General features: G+C 42.1%; 14 protein-coding genes and 1 pseudogene. 14 read left to right on the top strand and 1 reads right to left on the bottom strand.

Going from position 1 to position 19,757, the window contains the following annotated elements; translation table 11 throughout:
• The first annotated feature begins 3 nt into the window (after positions 1-3).
• From L0B17_RS07560 to L0B17_RS07500, 13 genes and pseudogenes are all read left to right on the top strand, one after another.
• Entirely contained in the window at positions 4-939 is a 936-nt protein-coding gene (locus L0B17_RS07560) for a DUF58 domain-containing protein (protein ID WP_235088946.1), read from the top strand.
• A complete protein-coding gene (locus L0B17_RS07555) occupies positions 940-1,515 on the top strand; it encodes a DUF4381 domain-containing protein (RefSeq protein WP_235088944.1) in 576 nt (191 codons plus the stop codon). It begins immediately after the preceding gene.
• Positions 1,509-2,513, top strand: coding sequence for a vWA domain-containing protein (locus L0B17_RS07550; protein WP_235088943.1), 1,005 nt, complete (start codon positions 1,509-1,511; stop codon positions 2,511-2,513). Before L0B17_RS07555 ends, L0B17_RS07550 begins: the two co-directional genes overlap by 7 nt.
• Positions 2,510-4,636, top strand: a complete 2,127-nt coding sequence (locus L0B17_RS07545) for a VWA domain-containing protein (protein ID WP_235088941.1) — start codon at positions 2,510-2,512, stop codon at positions 4,634-4,636. The genes L0B17_RS07550 and L0B17_RS07545 overlap by 4 nt, the downstream gene beginning before the upstream one ends.
• Positions 4,630-6,255 (top strand): BatD family protein, encoded by a 1,626-nt coding sequence (locus L0B17_RS07540; protein ID WP_235088939.1) that lies wholly within the window; start codon positions 4,630-4,632, stop codon positions 6,253-6,255. Before L0B17_RS07545 ends, L0B17_RS07540 begins: the two co-directional genes overlap by 7 nt.
• Positions 6,256-6,467: 212 nt before the next feature.
• Positions 6,468-7,031, top strand: coding sequence for a sigma-70 family RNA polymerase sigma factor (locus tag L0B17_RS07535; RefSeq protein WP_235088938.1), 564 nt, complete (start codon positions 6,468-6,470; stop codon positions 7,029-7,031).
• Entirely contained in the window at positions 7,024-7,731 is a 708-nt protein-coding gene (locus tag L0B17_RS07530; protein WP_235088936.1) for a DUF3379 domain-containing protein, read from the top strand. Before L0B17_RS07535 ends, L0B17_RS07530 begins: the two co-directional genes overlap by 8 nt.
• 145 nt (positions 7,732-7,876) lie before the next feature.
• Positions 7,877-9,339, top strand: a pseudogene (putP, locus tag L0B17_RS07525) (sodium/proline symporter PutP).
• Positions 9,340-9,738: 399 nt separating this feature from the next.
• Positions 9,739-10,989, top strand: coding sequence for an OmpP1/FadL family transporter (locus tag L0B17_RS07520; RefSeq protein WP_235088935.1), 1,251 nt, complete (start codon positions 9,739-9,741; stop codon positions 10,987-10,989).
• Positions 10,990-11,201: 212 nt separating this feature from the next.
• Entirely contained in the window at positions 11,202-12,272 is a 1,071-nt protein-coding gene (locus L0B17_RS07515) for an efflux RND transporter periplasmic adaptor subunit (RefSeq protein ID WP_235088933.1), read from the top strand.
• A gap of 14 nt (positions 12,273-12,286) precedes the next feature.
• Positions 12,287-15,520 carry an efflux RND transporter permease subunit gene (locus L0B17_RS07510; RefSeq protein WP_235088931.1) on the top strand — a complete coding sequence of 1,078 codons (3,234 nt, stop codon included), beginning with the start codon at positions 12,287-12,289 and terminating at the stop codon, positions 15,518-15,520.
• A gap of 45 nt (positions 15,521-15,565) precedes the next feature.
• Positions 15,566-15,778 carry a YgaP family membrane protein gene (locus L0B17_RS07505; RefSeq protein ID WP_235089678.1) on the top strand — a complete coding sequence of 71 codons (213 nt, stop codon included), beginning with the start codon at positions 15,566-15,568 and terminating at the stop codon, positions 15,776-15,778.
• A 77-nt stretch (positions 15,779-15,855) separates the two neighbouring features.
• Positions 15,856-16,239, top strand: a complete 384-nt coding sequence (locus tag L0B17_RS07500; protein WP_235088930.1) for a rhodanese-like domain-containing protein — start codon at positions 15,856-15,858, stop codon at positions 16,237-16,239.
• A gap of 120 nt (positions 16,240-16,359) precedes the next feature.
• On the opposite strand, the gene L0B17_RS07495 is transcribed toward L0B17_RS07500, so the two are convergent.
• Complete coding sequence (locus L0B17_RS07495) at positions 16,360-16,854, bottom strand: GNAT family N-acetyltransferase (RefSeq protein WP_235088929.1); 495 nt, start codon at positions 16,852-16,854, stop codon at positions 16,360-16,362.
• A 367-nt stretch (positions 16,855-17,221) separates the two neighbouring features.
• On the opposite strand from L0B17_RS07495, the gene L0B17_RS07490 reads away from it, so the two are divergent.
• Positions 17,222-19,669: a S8 family serine peptidase gene (locus tag L0B17_RS07490; protein ID WP_235088927.1), complete on the top strand. Its 2,448-nt coding sequence runs from the start codon at positions 17,222-17,224 to the stop codon at positions 19,667-19,669.
• Positions 19,670-19,757 lie beyond the last annotated feature (88 nt).

Genomic DNA, 19,757 nt, shown 5'->3' with positions numbered 1-19,757 from the left:
ACAATGAGTACAGCAGAATTGTCACTGCCGTTATTTAGTGATGGCATAAACTTGAACGAGCAGGAATTAATTGCCTGCCAAAGCCTGTCTCATGTTATTGCCGACCGCAAAACACGCACTAAAGCAGCCATGGCAGGTCATAGAGCAAGTTTAGTCAAAGGCCGCGGTATGGAGTTTGCAGAGGTACGTCATTACCAAAATGGTGATGATGTGCGCTCTATTGATTGGCGAGTCACCGCGCGTACGGGGGTGGCCCACACTAAATTGTTTATTGAAGAACGCGAACGCCCTATTCTATTATTAGTCGATTTGAGCCACAGTTTATATTTTGGGTCACAATTATTATTACAAGCCGTTCAGGCTGCGCACGTGGCAACAACCATTGCCTGGAGCGCGGTAAAACACGGCGATAAACTGGGCGCATTAATTGCCAGTGAAACCACCCATTTAGAGCTTAAGCCCCGCAGCCGCAGACAAGGCATGTTGCAGCTGTCATCAGGTTTAATTGATGTACATCAAAAACAGCTCAATCAATTTGATAATTTGCCGCAAGACCCCGAGCATATGTTCAAAGCTTGCCAGCGATTACAGCGGATAGCAAAACCTGGGTCATTAGTGTGGATCATTACCGACGGCCAGCTTTTCAGCCAGCAATGCCTTGCGCCGCTAACACAACTAAAACGTCATTGTGATATCGGTGCATTTGTCATAACAGATCCACTTCGCCAAGGTACCTTGAACTTGCCCAAACAGTTTGCTTTTCCGGTACGTGACGGCAAGCAGCAATTAACATTAACCCGTGACAGCTACCAAAAATGGTTAGTAGAGCAGCAAGCAGCCCAACAAGGCTTTGTGCAATTAATGAAGCAACTCAATGTACAACCTAAATTCATCGATGCAGGTAAACCATTGAGTGACCAATTGGAATTATTACGCTAAATGTTACCTATTTTAATTAACTCAATCATATCATCGGCAGTTGCTCCCGCCGCTGCGGCTAACCAAGGTGTTTCGCCGTTAGCCCAAATGCATGACATTTTATTGCCTAACATGGTTTCCTCTATGCCAATCGCCCCAGGCTATTGGTTATTACTTGTGTTAGCAGTCCTAATATTGAGCTGGATCATGAGTAAAATTATCAAACAACGCCGTTATCACGCACCACGTAAAACTGCGCTTAAAATACTGCAATCGATGGACAGTAATGCAGATAACTTTGCTTCAGAGGTTAATAGCTTACTTAAACGCACCGCAATGACCTATTTGCCAAGGCAATCACTGGCACATTTAAATGGTCAGCCGTGGTTTAATTGGCTAGATCAACGCTTACCACCGACTAAACAACAGCTTATAGGCACGCTATTAGTCAAACGCCACCAAGCTAAAGGGCTTACTCTGGACGATAATCAGCAATTATTAATGCTGGCCAGTCTGTGGCTAGCCAATAAATCCCCCTTTGAGCCTGTCAGCAACCAAGATACCGATAAACAAGATCAGCAGGAGGCAGCATGTTAAGTGTCACTTGGCCTTTTGTGCTTATTTTATTGCCATTACCGTTATTTTTTAGACAAACAAAAATTGTTGACCAAGGCGGGCACTTACAACTTCCCGGTGTCAGTCACTCCATTAAAAATCACAGCCAACAAACGGTTAAGCGCTCACGCAAGCTATATTGGATAATGTGGATATGTTTATTATGTGCAGTCGCAAGGCCGCAATGGTTAGGCGACCCTATTGAGCTACCATCTAAAGGTCGTGATTTAATGATGGCCGTAGATTTATCAGGCAGTATGCAAATTGAAGACATGGTGATTGATGGAAAAATTGTGGACCGTTTTACCTTAATTCAGCATGTGTTAGCCGACTTTATTGAACGTCGTAAAGGCGATCGGCTCGGATTAATATTATTTGCTGATCATGCTTATTTACAAGCCCCACTGACCCAAGATAGACGCTCTGTAGCAAAGTTTTTAACCGATGCTCAAATTGGTTTAGTTGGTAAACAAACCGCTATTGGCGAAGCCATTGCATTAGCAGTAAAGCGTTTTGAAATGGTTGATGAAAGTAATCGGGTACTGATTTTGTTAACCGACGGTTCTAACAATGCAGGTAATATTGAGCCTGAAATGGCAGCCGAAATTGCTGCAAAAAGAAACATCACCATTTATACCGTAGGTGTGGGCGCCGAGTTACTTGAACGCCGTACTATTTTTGGTAAAGAACGCATTAACCCATCAATGGATTTAGATGAAACCCAGCTACAAAAGTTAGCAGACATGACCAACGGGCAGTACTTTCGCGCAAGAAACAGTGAAGATCTGGCAAGAATTTATCAGACCATAGATACATTAGAACCGGTTAGCCGCGATCAATTAAGTTATCGTCCCAAGAAAGAACTATTCTACTGGCCTTTATTAATGTCGTTATTACTCAGTATGTTAATTAGTGCCCAGCAACACTTTCAAGCTGGTCTGGTATTACCTGCATTTAAGCGTGGAGGTAAAATAGTATGATCCATTTTATCCGCCCAGAGTGGCTATTAGCTCTAGTGCCACTTATTTTATTAAGCTTACTATTTTGGCGCCGTCATCAGCAGCAATCTGCTTGGAAAGCTTATATTGCGCCGCACCTTAGCCGCATGTTGATCAACGACGGTTCTAAGCAAAGCAATAAGCCTAAGGGATTGCTGGCTTTTTGCTGGATTATTGCAGTATTAGCATTAGCAGGCCCTGCTATCAGTAAACAAAACTTACCGGTATTTGCGACAGATCAAGGTCGAGTGTTGATTATGGACATGTCTTACTCCATGTACGCGACCGATCTGACTCCAAACAGGTTATCCCACGCTCGCTTTCGCGCGACAGATTTATTGTCTGACATAAAAGAAGGCGAAACAGGCTTAATTGCCTACGCAGGTGATGCCTTTACCATTAGCCCTTTAACGCGTGACAATGGCACCTTACTGAATTTATTACCGACATTATCACCGGATATTATGCCTGTAAGAGGGTCTAATTTGTCATCAGCCATTACATTAGCCCAGCAGCTTTTAGCCCAAGGTGGTCACGTTACTGGCGATATTATTTTAATGACTGATGGAGTTTCTGATCAGCAATTTAATCAGGTATATAACGAATTAAAAAATAGCCGCTATCGTTTATCAATATTAGCCTTTGGCAGTAAAACCGGTGCCCCGATAAAGCTATCTGATGGCCAATTAATGCGTGATAGCAGCAATGAAGTGGTTGTCGCTAAAACCGATATCAAATTACTGCACAAACTGGCCAAGCAAGGCTCAGGAATTCTGATAGCAGCAAAGTCGGATGGTAGCGATATTAAGCAGTTAGTCCAATGGCTTGCCGAAGATGGCCAAGCAAAAGCCACTGAGCTTGAGGGTGAATCATGGCAAGATTTAGGCCCCTATTTAGCACTATTATTACTGTTACCTATGTTATTAAGCTTTAAACACGGCGTACTAGCTAACCTTATATTACCCACATCCTGGTTACCTTTAGCTGGGCTAATAGGTTTATTCGCTTTTAGCACAAGTTATAGCCAGCCTGCACAGGCCAATGTTTGGGACAATTTATGGCTAACTGCTGATCAACAAGCCCAGCAAGCTTTTGATAAAAAAGAGTACGCCAAAGCTGCGGCTAACTTCAGTCCACCTAATTGGCAAGCTAGCGCCCATTATAAAGCTGGAAACTACCAACAAGCACTTGAAGGATTCGAATTAGACAACAGCGCCGAAGGCTTATATAACCAAGCCAATAGTTTGATGCAGTTAGGCAATTTACCTGAAGCGATTAAACGCTACCAGCAGGCTTTAGGGTTACGAGCTGACTTTATTGAGGCTGAAGAAAACCTAGCCTTAGCGCAGCAATTACTTGAACAACAGTCACAAAAAGATCAGCAAGATAGCGATAATAATGAGCAAAATGACTCACAGGATAAAGATCAACAAAGTAATGACCCAAATAACAAGCAGGACAATCAACAAAATCAGCAACAAAATCAAGACCAGAAAAACAGTAACCAACAAAATGATCAGCAACAAGACGCTCAAGAGTCAAGTTCAGACTCTGATCAGTCAAACCAGGACCAACAAGGCAAGCAGTCTGAAAATGCTGAGCAAGATAAACATTCTAAAAACAATGAAGCACCAGACAAACAACAGCCTGAAGATAACCAGGACAAAAATCAGCAACAATCATCTGGCAGTCAATCCAATGATAAGCCTGATGATCAAGCAGCACAAAATACTGACAGCGATCAGTCTGAATCAGGTGCTTCAGAAAGCTCAACTGAGGCGGATGAACCCGCGCCAAGTAATGAAGCGAGTATGCAAGCCAATACTGAGCAAAGTGCTAATGCTGAAAGTAGCGATGCTAAAAATGTTGAACAATCAAATCAGCAAATGGCATCAGGAAAATCTTTAGAAGAGACATTAGATGAAGATGGCAAGCCTATCAATCAAGCCATTAGTCCAACAACGATAGGCCAACAACCATTGCCCGAAGATATGGAACGAGCATTAAGAGCAATAAATGAAGACCCACAAGTATTAATCCGCAATAAAATGCAATTGGAATATCAAAAACGTCGTCAACAGGTCAAGGAAAAAGAACAGTGGTAATTCGAATTTTATTAAGCCTAATCCTTATTTTTATGGCTCCTTCGGTTATGGCGCTCACCCAGGTCGAAGCCAGTATCGACAAAAATCCGGTCAGCGAAGGTGAATACTTTGTGCTAAATATCAGTGCCGATGACGATCTCAACGCCGGCGCATTAGATACTTCTTCATTATTAGATAACTTTATTGTAGGCCGTACGAGCGTGGGTCGAAGTACCCAAATGATCAATTTTACCACCACCAAAGAAACCCGCTGGCAAGTGCTGTTGTCGCCTAAATATACCGGTAAAGTCACTATTCCAGCGTTCACTATCGGCGGAGTAAGTTCATCCCCCATTACGCTACAGGTTAACCCCGCCGGCAGTCAGCCTCAAGCGGCTGCTAATTTGTATATTGAAGCCAGCACTAATGTTGATGAAGCCTATGTAGGTCAGTTAATTAACTATAAAGTGAAACTCTATTTAGCGGTGGAGTTACAACGCGGCGTACTCAGTGCACCTGTGGTGAAAGGTGCACAAATAAAACAAATTGGTGAAGATACCGATAGCACTGAAATCGTAAATGGTCGCCGTTTTAGGGTGATAGAGCGTAACTACGGTATTGTTGCAGGCTTACCTGGTGAAATTATTATTAACGGTGCGACTTTTTCAGGTGATGTATTAATTGAAACACAAAACCGTGGCGGTATGTTTGGTTTTAATGAAAGCATTCCAATGCAAACCGAAGCTGATCGTAAAGTGGTTCAAATAAATAGCTACCCACCGAGTTACCAAGGTGAGTGGTTAGTGAGTGATTTAGTCTCATTACGCGAAGTATGGCCAGATGACAAAACCACCTTTGAAGCAGGTAGCCCTATCACTCGAACCATCAGTTTGATTGCCATTAATGTTGATGAACATAGCCTTCCAGAACTGGCGATGCCGACAACAGAAGGGATGAAAGTTTACCCTGAAAAGCCGATACGCCAAACGGGTATTCGTGATGGCCAAGTGATTTCTCAATACAGTTTAACCGCCGCTATGGTGCCCACTAAACCAGGGACTTATATCCTGCCAGAAATAAAAGTCCCTTGGTGGAATATTCAATTAAGGCAACAAGAATATGCCATTCTACCCGCTAAAACCATTACGGTTGTTGCCGGTCAAATGACAGATAATGCACTAATTGTTACCTCTCAAACTCAATCTAATAACAGCGCAGATTATTGGCCATGGTTAACCGGATTATTTGCAGCACTATGGTTAGTCACCTTAGTGTTATGGCGTAAAGCCGCAGGCCAAAGGTATCATATACAGGCTCGTGACATAAACGTCACTTCACGTCCAACAACAGATATGGCTAACTTAGCCGCCATAGTGGATGCCTGCGATCGTAATAATGTCAGCGAGGTAATTAGCACGCTGCAACAGTATTTTTCGGCACGATTAAAGCGCAACGTCACTTTGGCAGAAATTAGTCAGCTTTCAGCATTACTGTCACAAGCTATTGGTGTTTTACAATCAGGCCGCTACAGCCAACATCAAACCCTGGTGAATAAAAAACAGCTTATTGAGGCTATCCAATCGTATCAACCTAACAGCAATAACCACGCTGATTCAATCATCGCTAAATTAAATCCTTAAGATTTATCATATAAGTTGTGCTCCCGCTTTATCGACTAACATAAAACGGGAGCTGTTATTTGGCACCTTGTAACCACTTATAGTTATTAGCTTTTTTCATAACAGCCTCTTGTAACTCTTACGCCCAGCAATAAAATAACATCCACAATAGTAGTTGCACTCTGTCTGCGACCCAGTAAGCTAACGGTAACTATTATGAGAAAAATATAAAAATGTTTGAAATTCTGCGAAAGAAAAAGTCCGACCCTTCGGTCTTATCTGACATGGTAAATAAACAAAGACGTTACGATAGCCTTGTCAGGGCACTTCATACCGACATTTTCCGTTATGCCTATTGGTTATGCGGTAATAAACATGTGGCTGAAGACATTACTCAAGAAACCTTTTTACGGGCATGGCGTGCGTTAGATTCTTTAAAAGATGATAAAGCAGCCAAAGCCTGGCTTATTACTATTTTACGTCGAGAAAATGCCAGACGTTTTGAGCGTAAACAGTTTGATTACAGTGATGTAGAGCAAGAGCTACTTGAAGATGTTATCTCTAGTAGCACTGAAGATGAAACTGAGCAATATTGGCTGCGCAGGCAAATCGGCAAACTTGATCTAGAGTATCGTGAACCTTTGCTATTACAGCTCATTGGTGGATTTAGTGGAGAAGAAATCGCTGACATGCTTGAATTAAATCGCAACACAGTGATGACACGATTATTTCGTGCTAGAAACCAATTAAAAGATGCATTAGACAGCCCAGCAGTAAGAGGTCAATCAAATGGATGATCTACAATTTCGTCGCCAAGCTTATGGCGATCCCAATAATCAGTCAGATGACTTTTTACAACATATTGTAAATAACTCAGATGATGCGAAATTGGTTAAAGAGTTAAAAGCCCTTGATGTTCGACTGACACAAGCGCTTAACATTGCGGTACCTGATGACTTAGCCGACAAGTTAATACTGCGTCAACAGCTAAATCAACATCAACAAACGCAAAAACGTACTCGCTATTTAATCGCTATGGCTGCCTCTATTGCATTTGTTGTTGGGGTAAGCTTTAGTATGCTACGTTTTACCCCAATTGATTTATCTGAGAATGCTTTAGCCCATGTTTACCATGAAACCAAAGCGCTACAGATGGAACAAAACATCGGTTTTAATGACGTCAACTTCAAGTTAGCCAGTCTATCTGGGTTACAACAATCTAAATTTATTCAGCAGCCAGGAAGAGTCTTCTTTACCGCATACTGCGATTTTCAAGGGGTTCAATCTTTGCATCTGGTTATGCAAGATGAAAATGGCCACAAAGTCACCTTGTTTATTGTGCCTGCAGAAAACAGATTAACCTTAGATGAAGCCTTTTCCGATGCGAAATACAAAGGACAAGGGTTCAAGTTTGCTGGAGCCTATATGCTACTTGTTGGTGAACAGCAATCAGATCTTAATTACATTAAACGCGAAATTGAGCAAACGTTTATTTAAGGTAATCGACACAAGTTTAATATAACACTCAGCCATGCTTTACAGTGTGGCTGAGTGTTTTTTTGCTTTCCTCCCTCAGTGAAAGTGTGAACTACATCAATCTTCTGCTAGCATTGCTCCATAAAAATAACCATATGGAACAATCATGGAAATTCAAGCACCTATTTTAATCACTTTCATCGGCTATTTAGCCGTTATGATGGGGATCGGTTTTTGGGCCTATAAAAAAACGGAATCTGTCGATGATTATATTCTCGGCGGTCGCAAAATGGGCCCAGCGGTTACTGCATTAAGTGTCGGCGCATCGGACATGTCTGGCTGGCTGTTACTTGGCTTGCCTGGTGCAGTCTATTTAGGTGGACTGGGCGAAGCCTGGATTGGCTTTGGTTTAGTGTTTGGCGCATGGCTTAACTGGCTATTTGTAGCAAAGCGCTTACGAGTCTATACCGAACTTGCCGATAACTCCCTCACCCTACCCGATTTTTTCGAACATAGATTTAACGATAATAATGGTGTACTGAAGTTAGTGTCTGCGGTAACCATCTTAATATTTTTTACCTTCTATGCCTCATCTGGCATGGTCGGTGGTGCTATTTTATTTGAAAAAGTCTTTGGCCTTGATTACACCCTAGCCTTAGTCATTGGCTCGGTAATTATTGTGTCATACACCTTTGTTGGCGGCTTCTTTGCCGTCAGCTGGACTGATTTTTTCAAGGCTGTTTAATGCTAGTTGCGTTAATTATTGTGCCTATCGCCATATTTAATCACGCTGACACTCAGGCAAATATGGACAGTTTAGATCCTGCCATGCTGTCATTTGTGGGTGAAAACACCACGGTTATTGGTTTAGTCTCGTTACTTGCCTGGGGACTTGGCTATTTTGGCCAACCACATATCCTATCGCGCTTTATGGCGATTGGCAGTGCGAAAGATTTACGCTTATCCCGTCGTATAGCCATGAGTTGGATGCTGCTCGCATTAGCTGGTGCTTTAGCCACTGGCATAGCGGGTACTCTCTATTTTGCCCAATCACCTTTAGAAAACCCTGAAACCGTGTTTATTCACTTAGCCCGAGCAGCGTTTAATCCGTGGGTAGGAGGCTTGCTAATTGCGGCTATTTTATCGGCCATTATGAGCACTATTGATTCACAACTATTGGTTTGTTCAAGTGTCATAACGGAAGATTTCTACCGTAAATGGTTACGCCCTAAAGCCAGCAGTAAAGAATTAATGCTAGTGGGTCGAATGGGTGTTATCAGTATCGCACTCGTCGCGGGCATTATCGCCCTTGACCCACAAAGCAGCGTGTTAGGCTTAGTCAGTTATGCATGGGCGGGCTTTGGGGCGGCATTTGGTCCAGTGGTCATTCTATCGCTGTTCTGGAGAGAATTTAGCCGTAACGGCGCTATAGCCACAATATTAGTTGGTGCGGTAACCGTTGTAGGCTGGGAGCAGTTACAAGGCGGGATTTTCGATTTATATGAAATTATTCCAGGCTTCTTATTCGCCACTATTTTTGGAATAGTATTTAGTAAGTTATTCCCACCCACGGCGGAAGTACAAGGCCAGTTCAATGCGTTTGAACAAAACCTACAAAGCCAGAAATAGTGATCAATTGAAATAACAGCTTAAGCACTCAAATCATTCAAACTGAACAAATAAACAACCTTTGTGTAAAAAAGCGTACATATGTACGCTTTTTTACACTTTAAATTTACCTAATAGCTGCGTTTGAAAGCAACATAGATTTAACAACAAAAACAACCAAAACAAAACATAACAAGCTGTTAAATAACAAGTTAAAATACAAATCCATTAATCACCTCTTAAAATCACAGAAAGCCACCTTTTGAATTAACCCAATGTTAACAACAACTAACAGGTGGTCGGACTTGTTAGCTTCTCCCCTGTTACCTAAGATGCCTGCACATTCAAAGCTGCAAAGTGAAATTGGCTTACCCAGTCATAATTTCAATCATAATGACAGCTCAAAATAGGTAATAAACAATGACTAAATTCAACAAGACATTACTCGCTGCTGCGGTAGCACTTACAAGCACTCAAGCGACCGCTGCAGGTTTTCAACTTAATAGCCAATCTGCTGCGGGTATTGGTCGAGCGATGGCTGGGGATGCCATTATTGCTGACAATGCAGCTGTTTTAGCACGTAACCCTGCGGCAATGGCTTTGTTTGATCAAAAAGCACTTTCAGTTGGCGTGTCATATGCCGATGTTAACGTAGAGGTAAGTGATGCTCAAATGGACTTCATGGGGCAAACATTTGAACTCGGACATATTGATAACGCCGCTGAAGCCAAAGTTATTCCTAATGCCTATTTTATTAACCCTGTTAATGACACCTTTGCTTATGGTTTTGCCGTATTCAGTAACTATGGCACGGGTACAGATTTAACCCCGTTAGCCAATAATCATGGCTCACTCGGCCCAAATACCATTCCAGCACCAGCGGACTTACTCGGTAATACTGAAGTAACCACAATAAACTTAAATGCCAGTGTGTCATATCGCATTAATGAATCACTTAGTCTTGGCCTAGGTTTAGATGTGATTCAAGGCTCTGGCACCTTAACCAGAAACAGTAATATTGTTGGCTCATTGGTCGATGTTGAAGCCGATGGCTGGGCTTTAGGCGGCATTGTTGGCCTAGCATATGAAGTTAACCCCAATAACCGATTTGGTTTAAGTTATCGTTTCAGCCCAGAAATGAATGCCAGTGGTGATGTACGTTACCTAGCTGAAAATTTTGAGGAAATTAATATTCCTATTGCTGATATCGCTCAATTTGCTGGTTTTCATCAGTTAACTGAAAAGTTTGCGGTGCACTATACGGCGCAATGGACTCAATGGAGCAGCTTTGATCAGATTTCACTCAACGAGGGTGACAAAGGCACCGCGTCACATAGCTTAAAAGAATACCACTGGAAAGACTCTTGGTTTCTTAGCTTAGGGGCAACCTATGATATCGATAACAACTGGACAGTAAGAACCGGTATTGCCAGTGATGATGGCGTAGTGGGCGAAGTCTCTTCATTATCGATTCCAGATTCAGATCGCATGTGGTATTCAGCAGGTTTCACTTATAATATGTCACCAAAATCTTCACTTGATTTTGGTATTACTAAGGTTGTTGGCGAAAAGGTACATGTTATTGAGCAAAGTGCTTTAGGTTCCACGGTAAATGCATTTACTGAGTCAGGAGCAACCTATTACTCAGCTCAATATAACTATAAATTTTAATAAGCATAAATTTTAGTAAGCATAAGTTCTGATAGATTATATTGAATATTTAAACCGCTCTTTTTAGAGCGGTTTTTTTATGGCTGCTTTTCAATATTATCTGCCGATAACTTAAGCAATGCCTAATCCATTAACTTTTTCTAATAAACAACTTGCAAGCTTTACTAAAGTCCATTAGAATTTTCTTATAAACATTAATTAGGCTACTCTATATGAACACGTCAGCACGTCGTCTATCCAAATTATTCACTCAGGTCATACTGGTAATAGCCGCGCTTGTTACATCTAAGGTGACCTTAGCGCAAAACACCCATTTTGAAACGATTAAAATTCAATTAATTCAGCAAGCAAGTTATTTACAACTTGATGCAAAAGTTGAACCCGTCAAAGCGGCTACCGTGGCAGCACAAACTTCGGGGCGAGTATTAGCGGTTCATTATGATGTAAACGATCTGGTGCCTGAGGGCGCTGCATTATTGGAAATTACCAATAAAGAACAAGGTGCTGAACTCGCTGCTACAGAAGCGGATCTGGCTAAAGCACAAGCGATGAACGTGGAAGCACAAGCTCAATTTAAACGCTATCAAACACTCTTTCCCAAAGGTGCGATATCCCAAGGTGCAATGGATGAAGCCACGGCCAATGCCAAAAGCACAAAACAAGCAGTGTCAGCCGCGCAAGCTCGTTTAGTTCGTGCCAAAGAAAGTGTTAATTATACCGTTGTTAGCGCCCCATTTACCGGCCGTTTAACCGCTAAAATGATAGAGCAAGGTGAAACAATTAGTTATGGTCAAGCGCTGCTGTCAGGCTATGCCACCGATAAGCTTAGAGCTATTTTTTATGTTCCGCAGCAGTATCGCCAACAACTAAACTCTCTGACGACATTGAGTTTGTCTGATGATAAGCATCGATATATTAGTGAGCAAATCAATCCATTTCAATTTAGCACTCAGTCAGATCACAGTATTGAAGTGCGCGCTATTATCAATAACCCTGATAACACTTTGCAAGCAGGGCAATGGTTAAAAGTCGCCCTCCCCGTTGCAGCTAAAGAGGTGATTAGTATTCCGAAATCAGCGCTATATCAAGTTGGCGAAATGACCACTGCGTATCGCAAGCAACAACAGCGCTACTTACAAACTCAAATTCGCTTAGGTAATGCCTATATAAATGATCAAGGTGTCGAAATGGTGGAAGTCCTCGCGGGTGTCATGCCTGGAGACGAAATAGTATTAAACGCGACCGACTATGTGCTTCATCTTGGCCAAACCACAACTCACTAAGCAGGAATAAACAGATGAACCCATCACATACACCTGTTGTTGGTTTTTCAGGTAGGATAGCCAGAACCTTTCAAGCCAGTGCAATTACGCCTTTACTGGCAATATTAGGTTTATTATTGGGACTTTTTGCGGTCATCGTCACCCCAAAAGAAGAAGACCCGCAAATTGACGTCACCTTTGCGGACGTATTTATACCTTATCCAGGTGCGACACCCAGCGAAGTTGAGCACCAGGTGACTTTTCCTGCTGAACAGATTATTTCCGAAATTAAAGGCGTTGATACCCTTTACTCTTTTTCCCAACCCGATGGCGCATTAATTATTACCGTTTTTGAAGTGGGTATTCCCCGCGACGAAGCCGTGGTCAACATTTACAATCAACTATTTTCTAACCGAGATAAGTTTAATCACGCTGCTGGTATAGGTGAGCCATTAATTAAACCCCGAGGCATTGATGACGTGCCTATCGTTAGCCTGACCTTGTATGCTAAGTCTGCCGACATGACCGCCGAGCAGCTCACACAAATTGCTAACGGATTAGAAACAGAACTTAAACGGATACCGGGAACCAAAGAGATTTATACCCAGGGCCGTCATGACATGGTGCTAAACGTCCGTCTTGATAGTGCTAAAATGAATAGCTTTGGGATCACTATTGAGCAAATATCCCAGCGTTTACAAGATAATAATCAAATCTCTATGTTGCATTCTTTGGTACAGCAAAACCAAGAAATTAAAGTCCGTGCAGGACAATTTATCAATACTATTGATGATGTTAAAAATCTACTTATTAAAGTTAATACCACCGCAAACAAACAAGATATGCCATCAACGGTATATTTATCCGATGTTGCTGAGATCACCTTAAAAAGCGATACACCAAAACACAATGTCAGGCATGTTGACAGCACTGGTGACTACCCAGCCGTGACTATCGCGATAGGTAAACAAGCTGGCCAAAATGCAGTTGATATTGCGGATGCTGTGCTCAACCGAATTGCAAAAGTGGATAACTTGTTAATCCCTGATAATGTTGGCATTGCCGTCTCACGCGATTATGGCCAAACCGCAGGCGATAAATCAAACACGCTTATTTTTAAACTAATATTTGCGACATCGGCAGTGGTGTTATTGGTGTTATTTGCCATGGGGGCGCGTGAGTCAGCCGTAGTTGGTATCGCGATTATTATTACACTAGCGCTAACTTTGTTTGCCTCGTGGGCATGGGGGTTTACCCTAAACCGTATTTCGCTGTTTGCCCTTATATTCTCCATTGGAATACTGGTCGATGATGCCATTGTGGTAGTAGAAAATATTCATCGGCATATGGCGTTAAGCAATAAACCTTTACTTGAAATTATTCCCGAAGCGGTTGATGAAGTGGGCGGCCCAACTATATTAGCCACATTTACGGTTATTGCAGCGCTACTTCCTATGGCATTTGTCTCTGGTTTAATGGGCCCATACATGAGCCCAATTCCCATTAATGCCAGTATGGGCATGCTGTTATCTTTGGCGATCGCCTTTATCTTAACGCCCTGGTTGGCTTATAAGTTACTCGCACACCACCCAAAAGCTGAGCACTCCGAATCCGCTGAGATAGATCAACCAAATGATAAAATGGCTAAATTATTTAGTCGTTTAATGTCACCATTTTTACTTGGCGAGCATGCTGGCAAAGCTCGAAAAGGCCTTGCCGTTGGTATTGTTGCACTGATTGCTGTCGCACTTGCGCTGCCTGTAATGCAAGCTGTGGTGCTTAAAATGCTGCCATTTGATAATAAGTCTGAGTTTCAGGTGATCGTAGATTTACCCGAAGGCACGCCCGTTGAACAAACTCAACGAGTATTACAAGAGATGAGCCTGTACCTTAGTACAGTGGAAGAAATTGACCACCAGCAATGGTATACCGGAACCCACGCACCAATGAACTTTAATGGTCTGGTTCGCCACTACTTTTTGCGTAGCAGCCAGGAACTAGGCGACATTCAAGTTAATTTGGTTGATAAGTCACACCGTAGCCGCGACAGTCACAGTATTGCTTTGGCTGTACGGGCGCCACTTAAAGAAATTGCCAATCGCTATAATGCCAACATCAAAGTTGTTGAAGTGCCGCCAGGCCCGCCGGTATGGTCGCCCATTTTGGCTGAAGTTTACGCGCCGACCACTGCACTTCGTGAGCAAGCTGCTAGCGATTTAGAGCAGCGCTTTAACAATACTGAACATGTGGTTGATGTGGATATTTATTTACCCGCCAAGCAGCAGCAATGGCAAGTTAATATTGACCGTGCAAAAGCCAGCTTACTTGGACTATCTTACACACAAATAGTTAATTCCATTGCCACTAGTATTGGCGGCAAAGATGTCAGCTATTTACATTCTCAAACCAATAAATATCCCACCCCAATTAGGCTGCAGTTAGATGACGCTGACAAAGTGGATTTACAGCAGGTGCTTAATTTAAAAATGATAAACACAGCCGGTGAGCCAATTTATTTATCCTCTGTCGCTAGCATTCATCAAGGCAACATTAACGCCGCTATTGTGCACAAAAATATGCTACCGATGATCATGGTCGTCGCAGACATGGCGGGGCCAACCGATAGCCCACTTTATGGTATGTTTGATATTTCAGCTCAAATTGATGATGCCAATATTGATAAGCCCTACCCCATAGCCCAACATTTTGTTAATCAGCCAGATGGACTATCACAAGTGGCGATATTATGGGACGGTGAGTGGAAAATTACTTATGAGACTTTTCGCGACATGGGCATTGCTTATGCGGTTGGCATGATAGCCATTTACTTATTAGTCGTTGGCCAGTTTAAATCTTATTTAGTGCCATTGGTTATCATGGCGCCAATACCGCTTACCATCATTGGTGTGATGCCTGGACATGCGTTATTAGGTGCACAATTTACCGCCACATCAATGATAGGCATGATCGCCCTAGCGGGTATTATTGTGCGAAATTCGATATTACTGGTGGACTTTATCAACCAGCAGTTAGCTCAAGGCGTCGCATTAGACAAAGCAGTCATTAGTGCAGGGGCTGTTCGAGCAAAACCGATAATGTTAACCGCTTTCGCGGCGATGATTGGGGCCTTGTTTATCTTAGATGACCCAATATTTAACGGCCTTGCTATTAGCCTAATCTTTGGCATTTTTATCTCAACAATTTTAACCCTAGTTGTCATCCCTGTGTTGTACTTTGCAGTGATGCGCAGCCGATTAACAGTACAATAAAGGAGAAACACCATGGTAAATGAAACACTTCACAAAGCGAACAGAATGTCTGTCGAACGTACTATTATGGCCTTTGCTGGCTTTATGGTATTACTATCATTAGTACTAACCACTATTGTTAGCCATCATTTTATCTGGCTGACCGTGTTTGTAGGTGCTAACCTATTTCAAAGCGCATTTACCGGTTTTTGCCTGGCGGCAATGGTAATGAAAAAGCTAGGCTTAAAAACTGAAGCTATGCTTGCCATCGAAAAATAAGCAATTACCACCAAAAATAATGCTTTAACGACGATTACTGCAGCTAAGTTGCCATAGAATAAAGGACATTAAGTTTAATGAAAACCATAAAAAAAACCAATCCTAAAACCTTGTTGTTAACGATATTGACAGTAGGCTTAATAGCATTTTTACCAACAAGTTATGCAAAAGATGTCACGCCCGCACAAGCGTGGCAAATGATTGAGCAACAAGCGTTAGTCATTGATGTGCGTACAGCGGAAGAGTTTGCTGAGGGGCATGTTGAAGGTGCTATTAATATCCCTTTTGAGAACATTGTTGCAGGCGTGGCACAACTCGGGCTTAAGAAAGATGACAATATTGTTTTATATTGCCGAAGTGGGCGTCGAAGCAGCATTGCCGATGATGCATTAACTCAAGCAGGGTTTAATCATACCGCTAACGCTGGCGGCATTGATGCACTAATAACATCAAAACCTTAAATTAAACGGTTCGAATGTGCAGTTTTAACGAACTAGTCGCATATGATTTTAAAATGCCTTTATTTAACCGATGAAGGCATTTCTCTTTAACTCCCCCAATAAAAACTATCGAAAAGTTAACTAAACCAATTGTTTTTGCATCACAACACAGTCTAAATCAAAGCCTCTAGGCGAATGATAAACACTCTTCTTATTACCATTAAAGCCACATTTACGGTAAAAATCGGCTGCATTTAAGGTTGATTCTAATGCAATAAAAACCAATCCAGATGCCTTCGCGATAAGCTCAAGATGATCCAACATGAGTTTACCAATGCCTAGCTTCATGTATTGTGGATGAACAAACAGCGCATCAATAAACCCGGTGCTAACATCAAGCATACCAGTGGCAATAATTAACTGTTGTTCTGGTGCATTTGGCAGCCCGTCAACAACGTAGACATAACCATCATTTAATAGCTTCTCTGCGTATGCAGCAGGCATCTCACCTTCAGTCCATTTAGTCATAGCATCAACACCATAACAATCAACACATTGAGATAATATAGCAAGATTTCTGAGTTCAAAGGCTGGTAATGCATCAGCCTTACTAGCCCGCCTTAATATTCCATTCATGTATATGTTATTCCTTTTATCTATATACGACCCAAGACACAAGATCACATTTTACATTAAGCATAATTGAACACTACATCACCATAGATTTTTTTGTTTCGATCATTAGAGGTCTCTTATGTGGCAGGTATGTTCACTCAATATAGCCGCTCAACAAGATGCATAAAAAATCACAAAAAATACATAAAAGCACAGCGATATAAACTAACAATAACATTATACAAAACAGCAAACGGTAACAATTTGTTTACATATGCAATCACCCTGTTACATTTTAGCGGTTGAACAAAATTCACCCTTGAGTATTAACCCGTGAGTTCAACTCATAAAAAATATAAATAGCAAAACATCACATGGAATATAAAAAATGCAAAATAAACGACCTTTAATTTTACTCAGCCTCTCAGGTATAGCACTTGCTGTATCTACTAGCTTGTATGCTGCACCTCAATCCCTAAACTTAACATCACAAAATGGGATTTCAGCGGCCAGCTTAGACAATACTTCGCCATTACCTAAACGTTATATTGTAAAGTTTAGAAATGACACATCTATGCAATCAAATCTACAACAGTTTAACTCTCAAGCAACCAGCCAATCAGATAATGCCGTTGACTACCAACCGCGTTCACACGAAATATTTTCTCATTTTAGAGCGCTAAACGGTGTTCAAGCTAAAGAAATGAAACGTATTGCTCGTGGTAATAGCTATACCGTTAAATTAGATTCAAAATCAGTGCAGTCGCTTCGTCTTCGTGCTGACGTTGAATATGTCGAAGAAGATATGCCACGCCGTTTACTGGCTGAAACTACGCCATGGGGCCAAACCTTTGTAGGTGCTACAGCTCTTAGCGATAGCCAAACAGGTAACCGTACTATTTGTATTATCGACTCAGGATACGACCGTAGTCACAATGACTTAAGTGGTAATAATGTCACAGGTACCAATAACTCAGGTACAGGTAACTGGTATCAACCAGGCAATAATAATGCCCACGGTACGCATGTAGCAGGTACAATTGCAGCCATTGCCAACAATGAAGGCGTTGTTGGCGTAATGCCTAACCAAAATGCCAAAATTCATGTCATTAAAGTCTTTAATGAAGCTGGATGGGGATATTCTTCATCACTTGTCGCTGCCGTTGACACCTGTGTGAGCAATGGTGCTAACGTGGTGACTATGAGCTTAGGTGGCAGTGGTTCTACTACCACAGAACGTAATGCATTAAATGCACATTATAATAATGGTGTATTGCTGATTGCTGCAGCAGGTAATGCTGGTGACAGCACTCACAGTTATCCTGCATCATATGATGGTGTTATGTCTGTTGCTGCTGTTGATAGTAATCGTGATCGTGCTGCATTTTCTCAATACACTAACCAAGTAGAAATATCTGGACCAGGTGAAGCTATTCTATCAACGGTAACAGTTGGTGAAGGCCGCTTGGCTGACATCACTATTGGTGGTCAATCCTATTTCAATAATGGCGTTGTACCCCATAATCGTTTAACACCATCTGGAACCAGCTACACCCCTAGCCCAGTTAATGCTCAAGTGACCGCTACACTAGCTGAATGTACCGTGAGCGGAACCAGCTTTAATTGTGGCAACATGAGTAACAAAATTTGTTTAGTGGAGCGTGTTGGTAATCAAGGCAGCAGTTATCCTGAGATCAATGCCGCCAAAGCGTGTAAAACAGCAGGTGCTGTTGGCGCAATTGTTTACAGTAATAGTGCCTTACCTGGTTTACAAAACCCATTCCTAGTTGACGCTAACAGCGAAATCACCATTCCTACAATGTCTGTAGACAGAGCAACTGGTTTAGCGCTGCGTAACAAGCTTGGCTTAAGTACTACTATTGCTAACCAAGGCAACAAGGACTACGCGTATTACAATGGTACATCTATGGCAACACCTCACGTTTCAGGTGTAGCCACCTTAGTGTGGAGCTATCATCCACAATGTACCGCTACGCAAGTTCGTGCCGCATTAAATGCAACTGCTGATGATTTAAGTGTTGCAGGACGTGACAATCAAACCGGTTACGGCATGGTTAATGCTACCGCGGCGAAAGCGTATTTAGATGCATCTTGTGATGGTCCAACAAACCCGGGCAATGGTGGCGGAGATTTAGTGCTTGTTAATGGCGTGGCAAAATCGAATCTTACAGGTACAAAAGATGAGGAGCTTTATTTCTCATTAGATGTGCCAACAGGTGCGACAAACCTAAGCTTTACCATGAGCGGTGGTACTGGTGATGCTGACTTATATGTTCAGTATGGCGCTTCACCATCAACCACTAGCTATGACTGTCGTCCTTGGAAAGGCGGTAATAACGAATCTTGCCCGATAACGACAGTACAATCTGGTACCTATTATGTAATGGTTAAAGGTTACAGCGCATTTAGTGGTGTAAACTTAGTTGCTAATTACACCGCAGGTAGCACAGGTGGTGGAAACACCGGTGGCCCAGCAAGCTATACGAATACCAATAACTTTAGCATTCCTGATAACAATACTACCGGTATTACCAGTTCAATCAATGTGGCACGTACTGGTAACTCAGGTACAGTTTCGGTGAACGTGGGGATCATCCATACCTATATTGGTGATTTAAAAGTTGAACTGATTAGCCCTACAGGCCAAAAAGTGACTTTGCATAGCAACACTGGTGGCTCAGCTGACAATATCAATAAAACCTATACGGCAAACTTTAGCGGTGTTGAATCTAGTGGCACTTGGAAGTTAAAAGCAGTAGACAACGCCAGAAGTGATACTGGCTATATCGATACTTGGACACTGAGTTTTCAGTAATTAATCAATAACGTAATCCTGTTTTAAATGGTTAACATAATAAAGCCCCGTGAAGCGATTTAGCGACACGGGGCTTTTTATTGATACT

The sequence above is a fragment of the Shewanella sp. OMA3-2 genome (genome assembly GCF_021513195.1).
Classification (GTDB): domain Bacteria; phylum Pseudomonadota; class Gammaproteobacteria; order Enterobacterales; family Shewanellaceae; genus Shewanella.
The sequence above is the reverse complement of the archived record's forward strand: the minus strand, read 5'-3'. Positions and strand labels throughout refer to the sequence as shown.

Excerpts from the sequence above, each read along its gene's own strand:
- L0B17_RS07545 (WP_235088941.1), top strand. The coding sequence starts at position 2,510 with ATGATCCATTTTATCCGCCCAGAGTGGCTATTAGCTCTAGTGCCACTT.
- L0B17_RS07530 (WP_235088936.1), top strand. The coding sequence starts at position 7,024 with ATGGATGATCTACAATTTCGTCGCCAAGCTTATGGCGATCCCAATAAT.
- L0B17_RS07490 (WP_235088927.1), top strand. The coding sequence starts at position 17,222 with ATGCAAAATAAACGACCTTTAATTTTACTCAGCCTCTCAGGTATAGCA.
- L0B17_RS07500 (WP_235088930.1), top strand. The coding sequence starts at position 15,856 with ATGAAAACCATAAAAAAAACCAATCCTAAAACCTTGTTGTTAACGATA.
- L0B17_RS07555 (WP_235088944.1), top strand. The coding sequence starts at position 940 with ATGTTACCTATTTTAATTAACTCAATCATATCATCGGCAGTTGCTCCC.
- L0B17_RS07560 (WP_235088946.1), top strand. The coding sequence starts at position 4 with ATGAGTACAGCAGAATTGTCACTGCCGTTATTTAGTGATGGCATAAAC.
- L0B17_RS07515 (WP_235088933.1), top strand. The coding sequence starts at position 11,202 with ATGAACACGTCAGCACGTCGTCTATCCAAATTATTCACTCAGGTCATA.
- L0B17_RS07495 (WP_235088929.1), bottom strand. The coding sequence starts at position 16,854 with ATGAATGGAATATTAAGGCGGGCTAGTAAGGCTGATGCATTACCAGCC.
- L0B17_RS07505 (WP_235089678.1), top strand. The coding sequence starts at position 15,566 with ATGTCTGTCGAACGTACTATTATGGCCTTTGCTGGCTTTATGGTATTA.
- L0B17_RS07535 (WP_235088938.1), top strand. The coding sequence starts at position 6,468 with ATGTTTGAAATTCTGCGAAAGAAAAAGTCCGACCCTTCGGTCTTATCT.
- L0B17_RS07510 (WP_235088931.1), top strand. The coding sequence starts at position 12,287 with ATGAACCCATCACATACACCTGTTGTTGGTTTTTCAGGTAGGATAGCC.
- L0B17_RS07550 (WP_235088943.1), top strand. The coding sequence starts at position 1,509 with ATGTTAAGTGTCACTTGGCCTTTTGTGCTTATTTTATTGCCATTACCG.
- L0B17_RS07520 (WP_235088935.1), top strand. The coding sequence starts at position 9,739 with ATGACTAAATTCAACAAGACATTACTCGCTGCTGCGGTAGCACTTACA.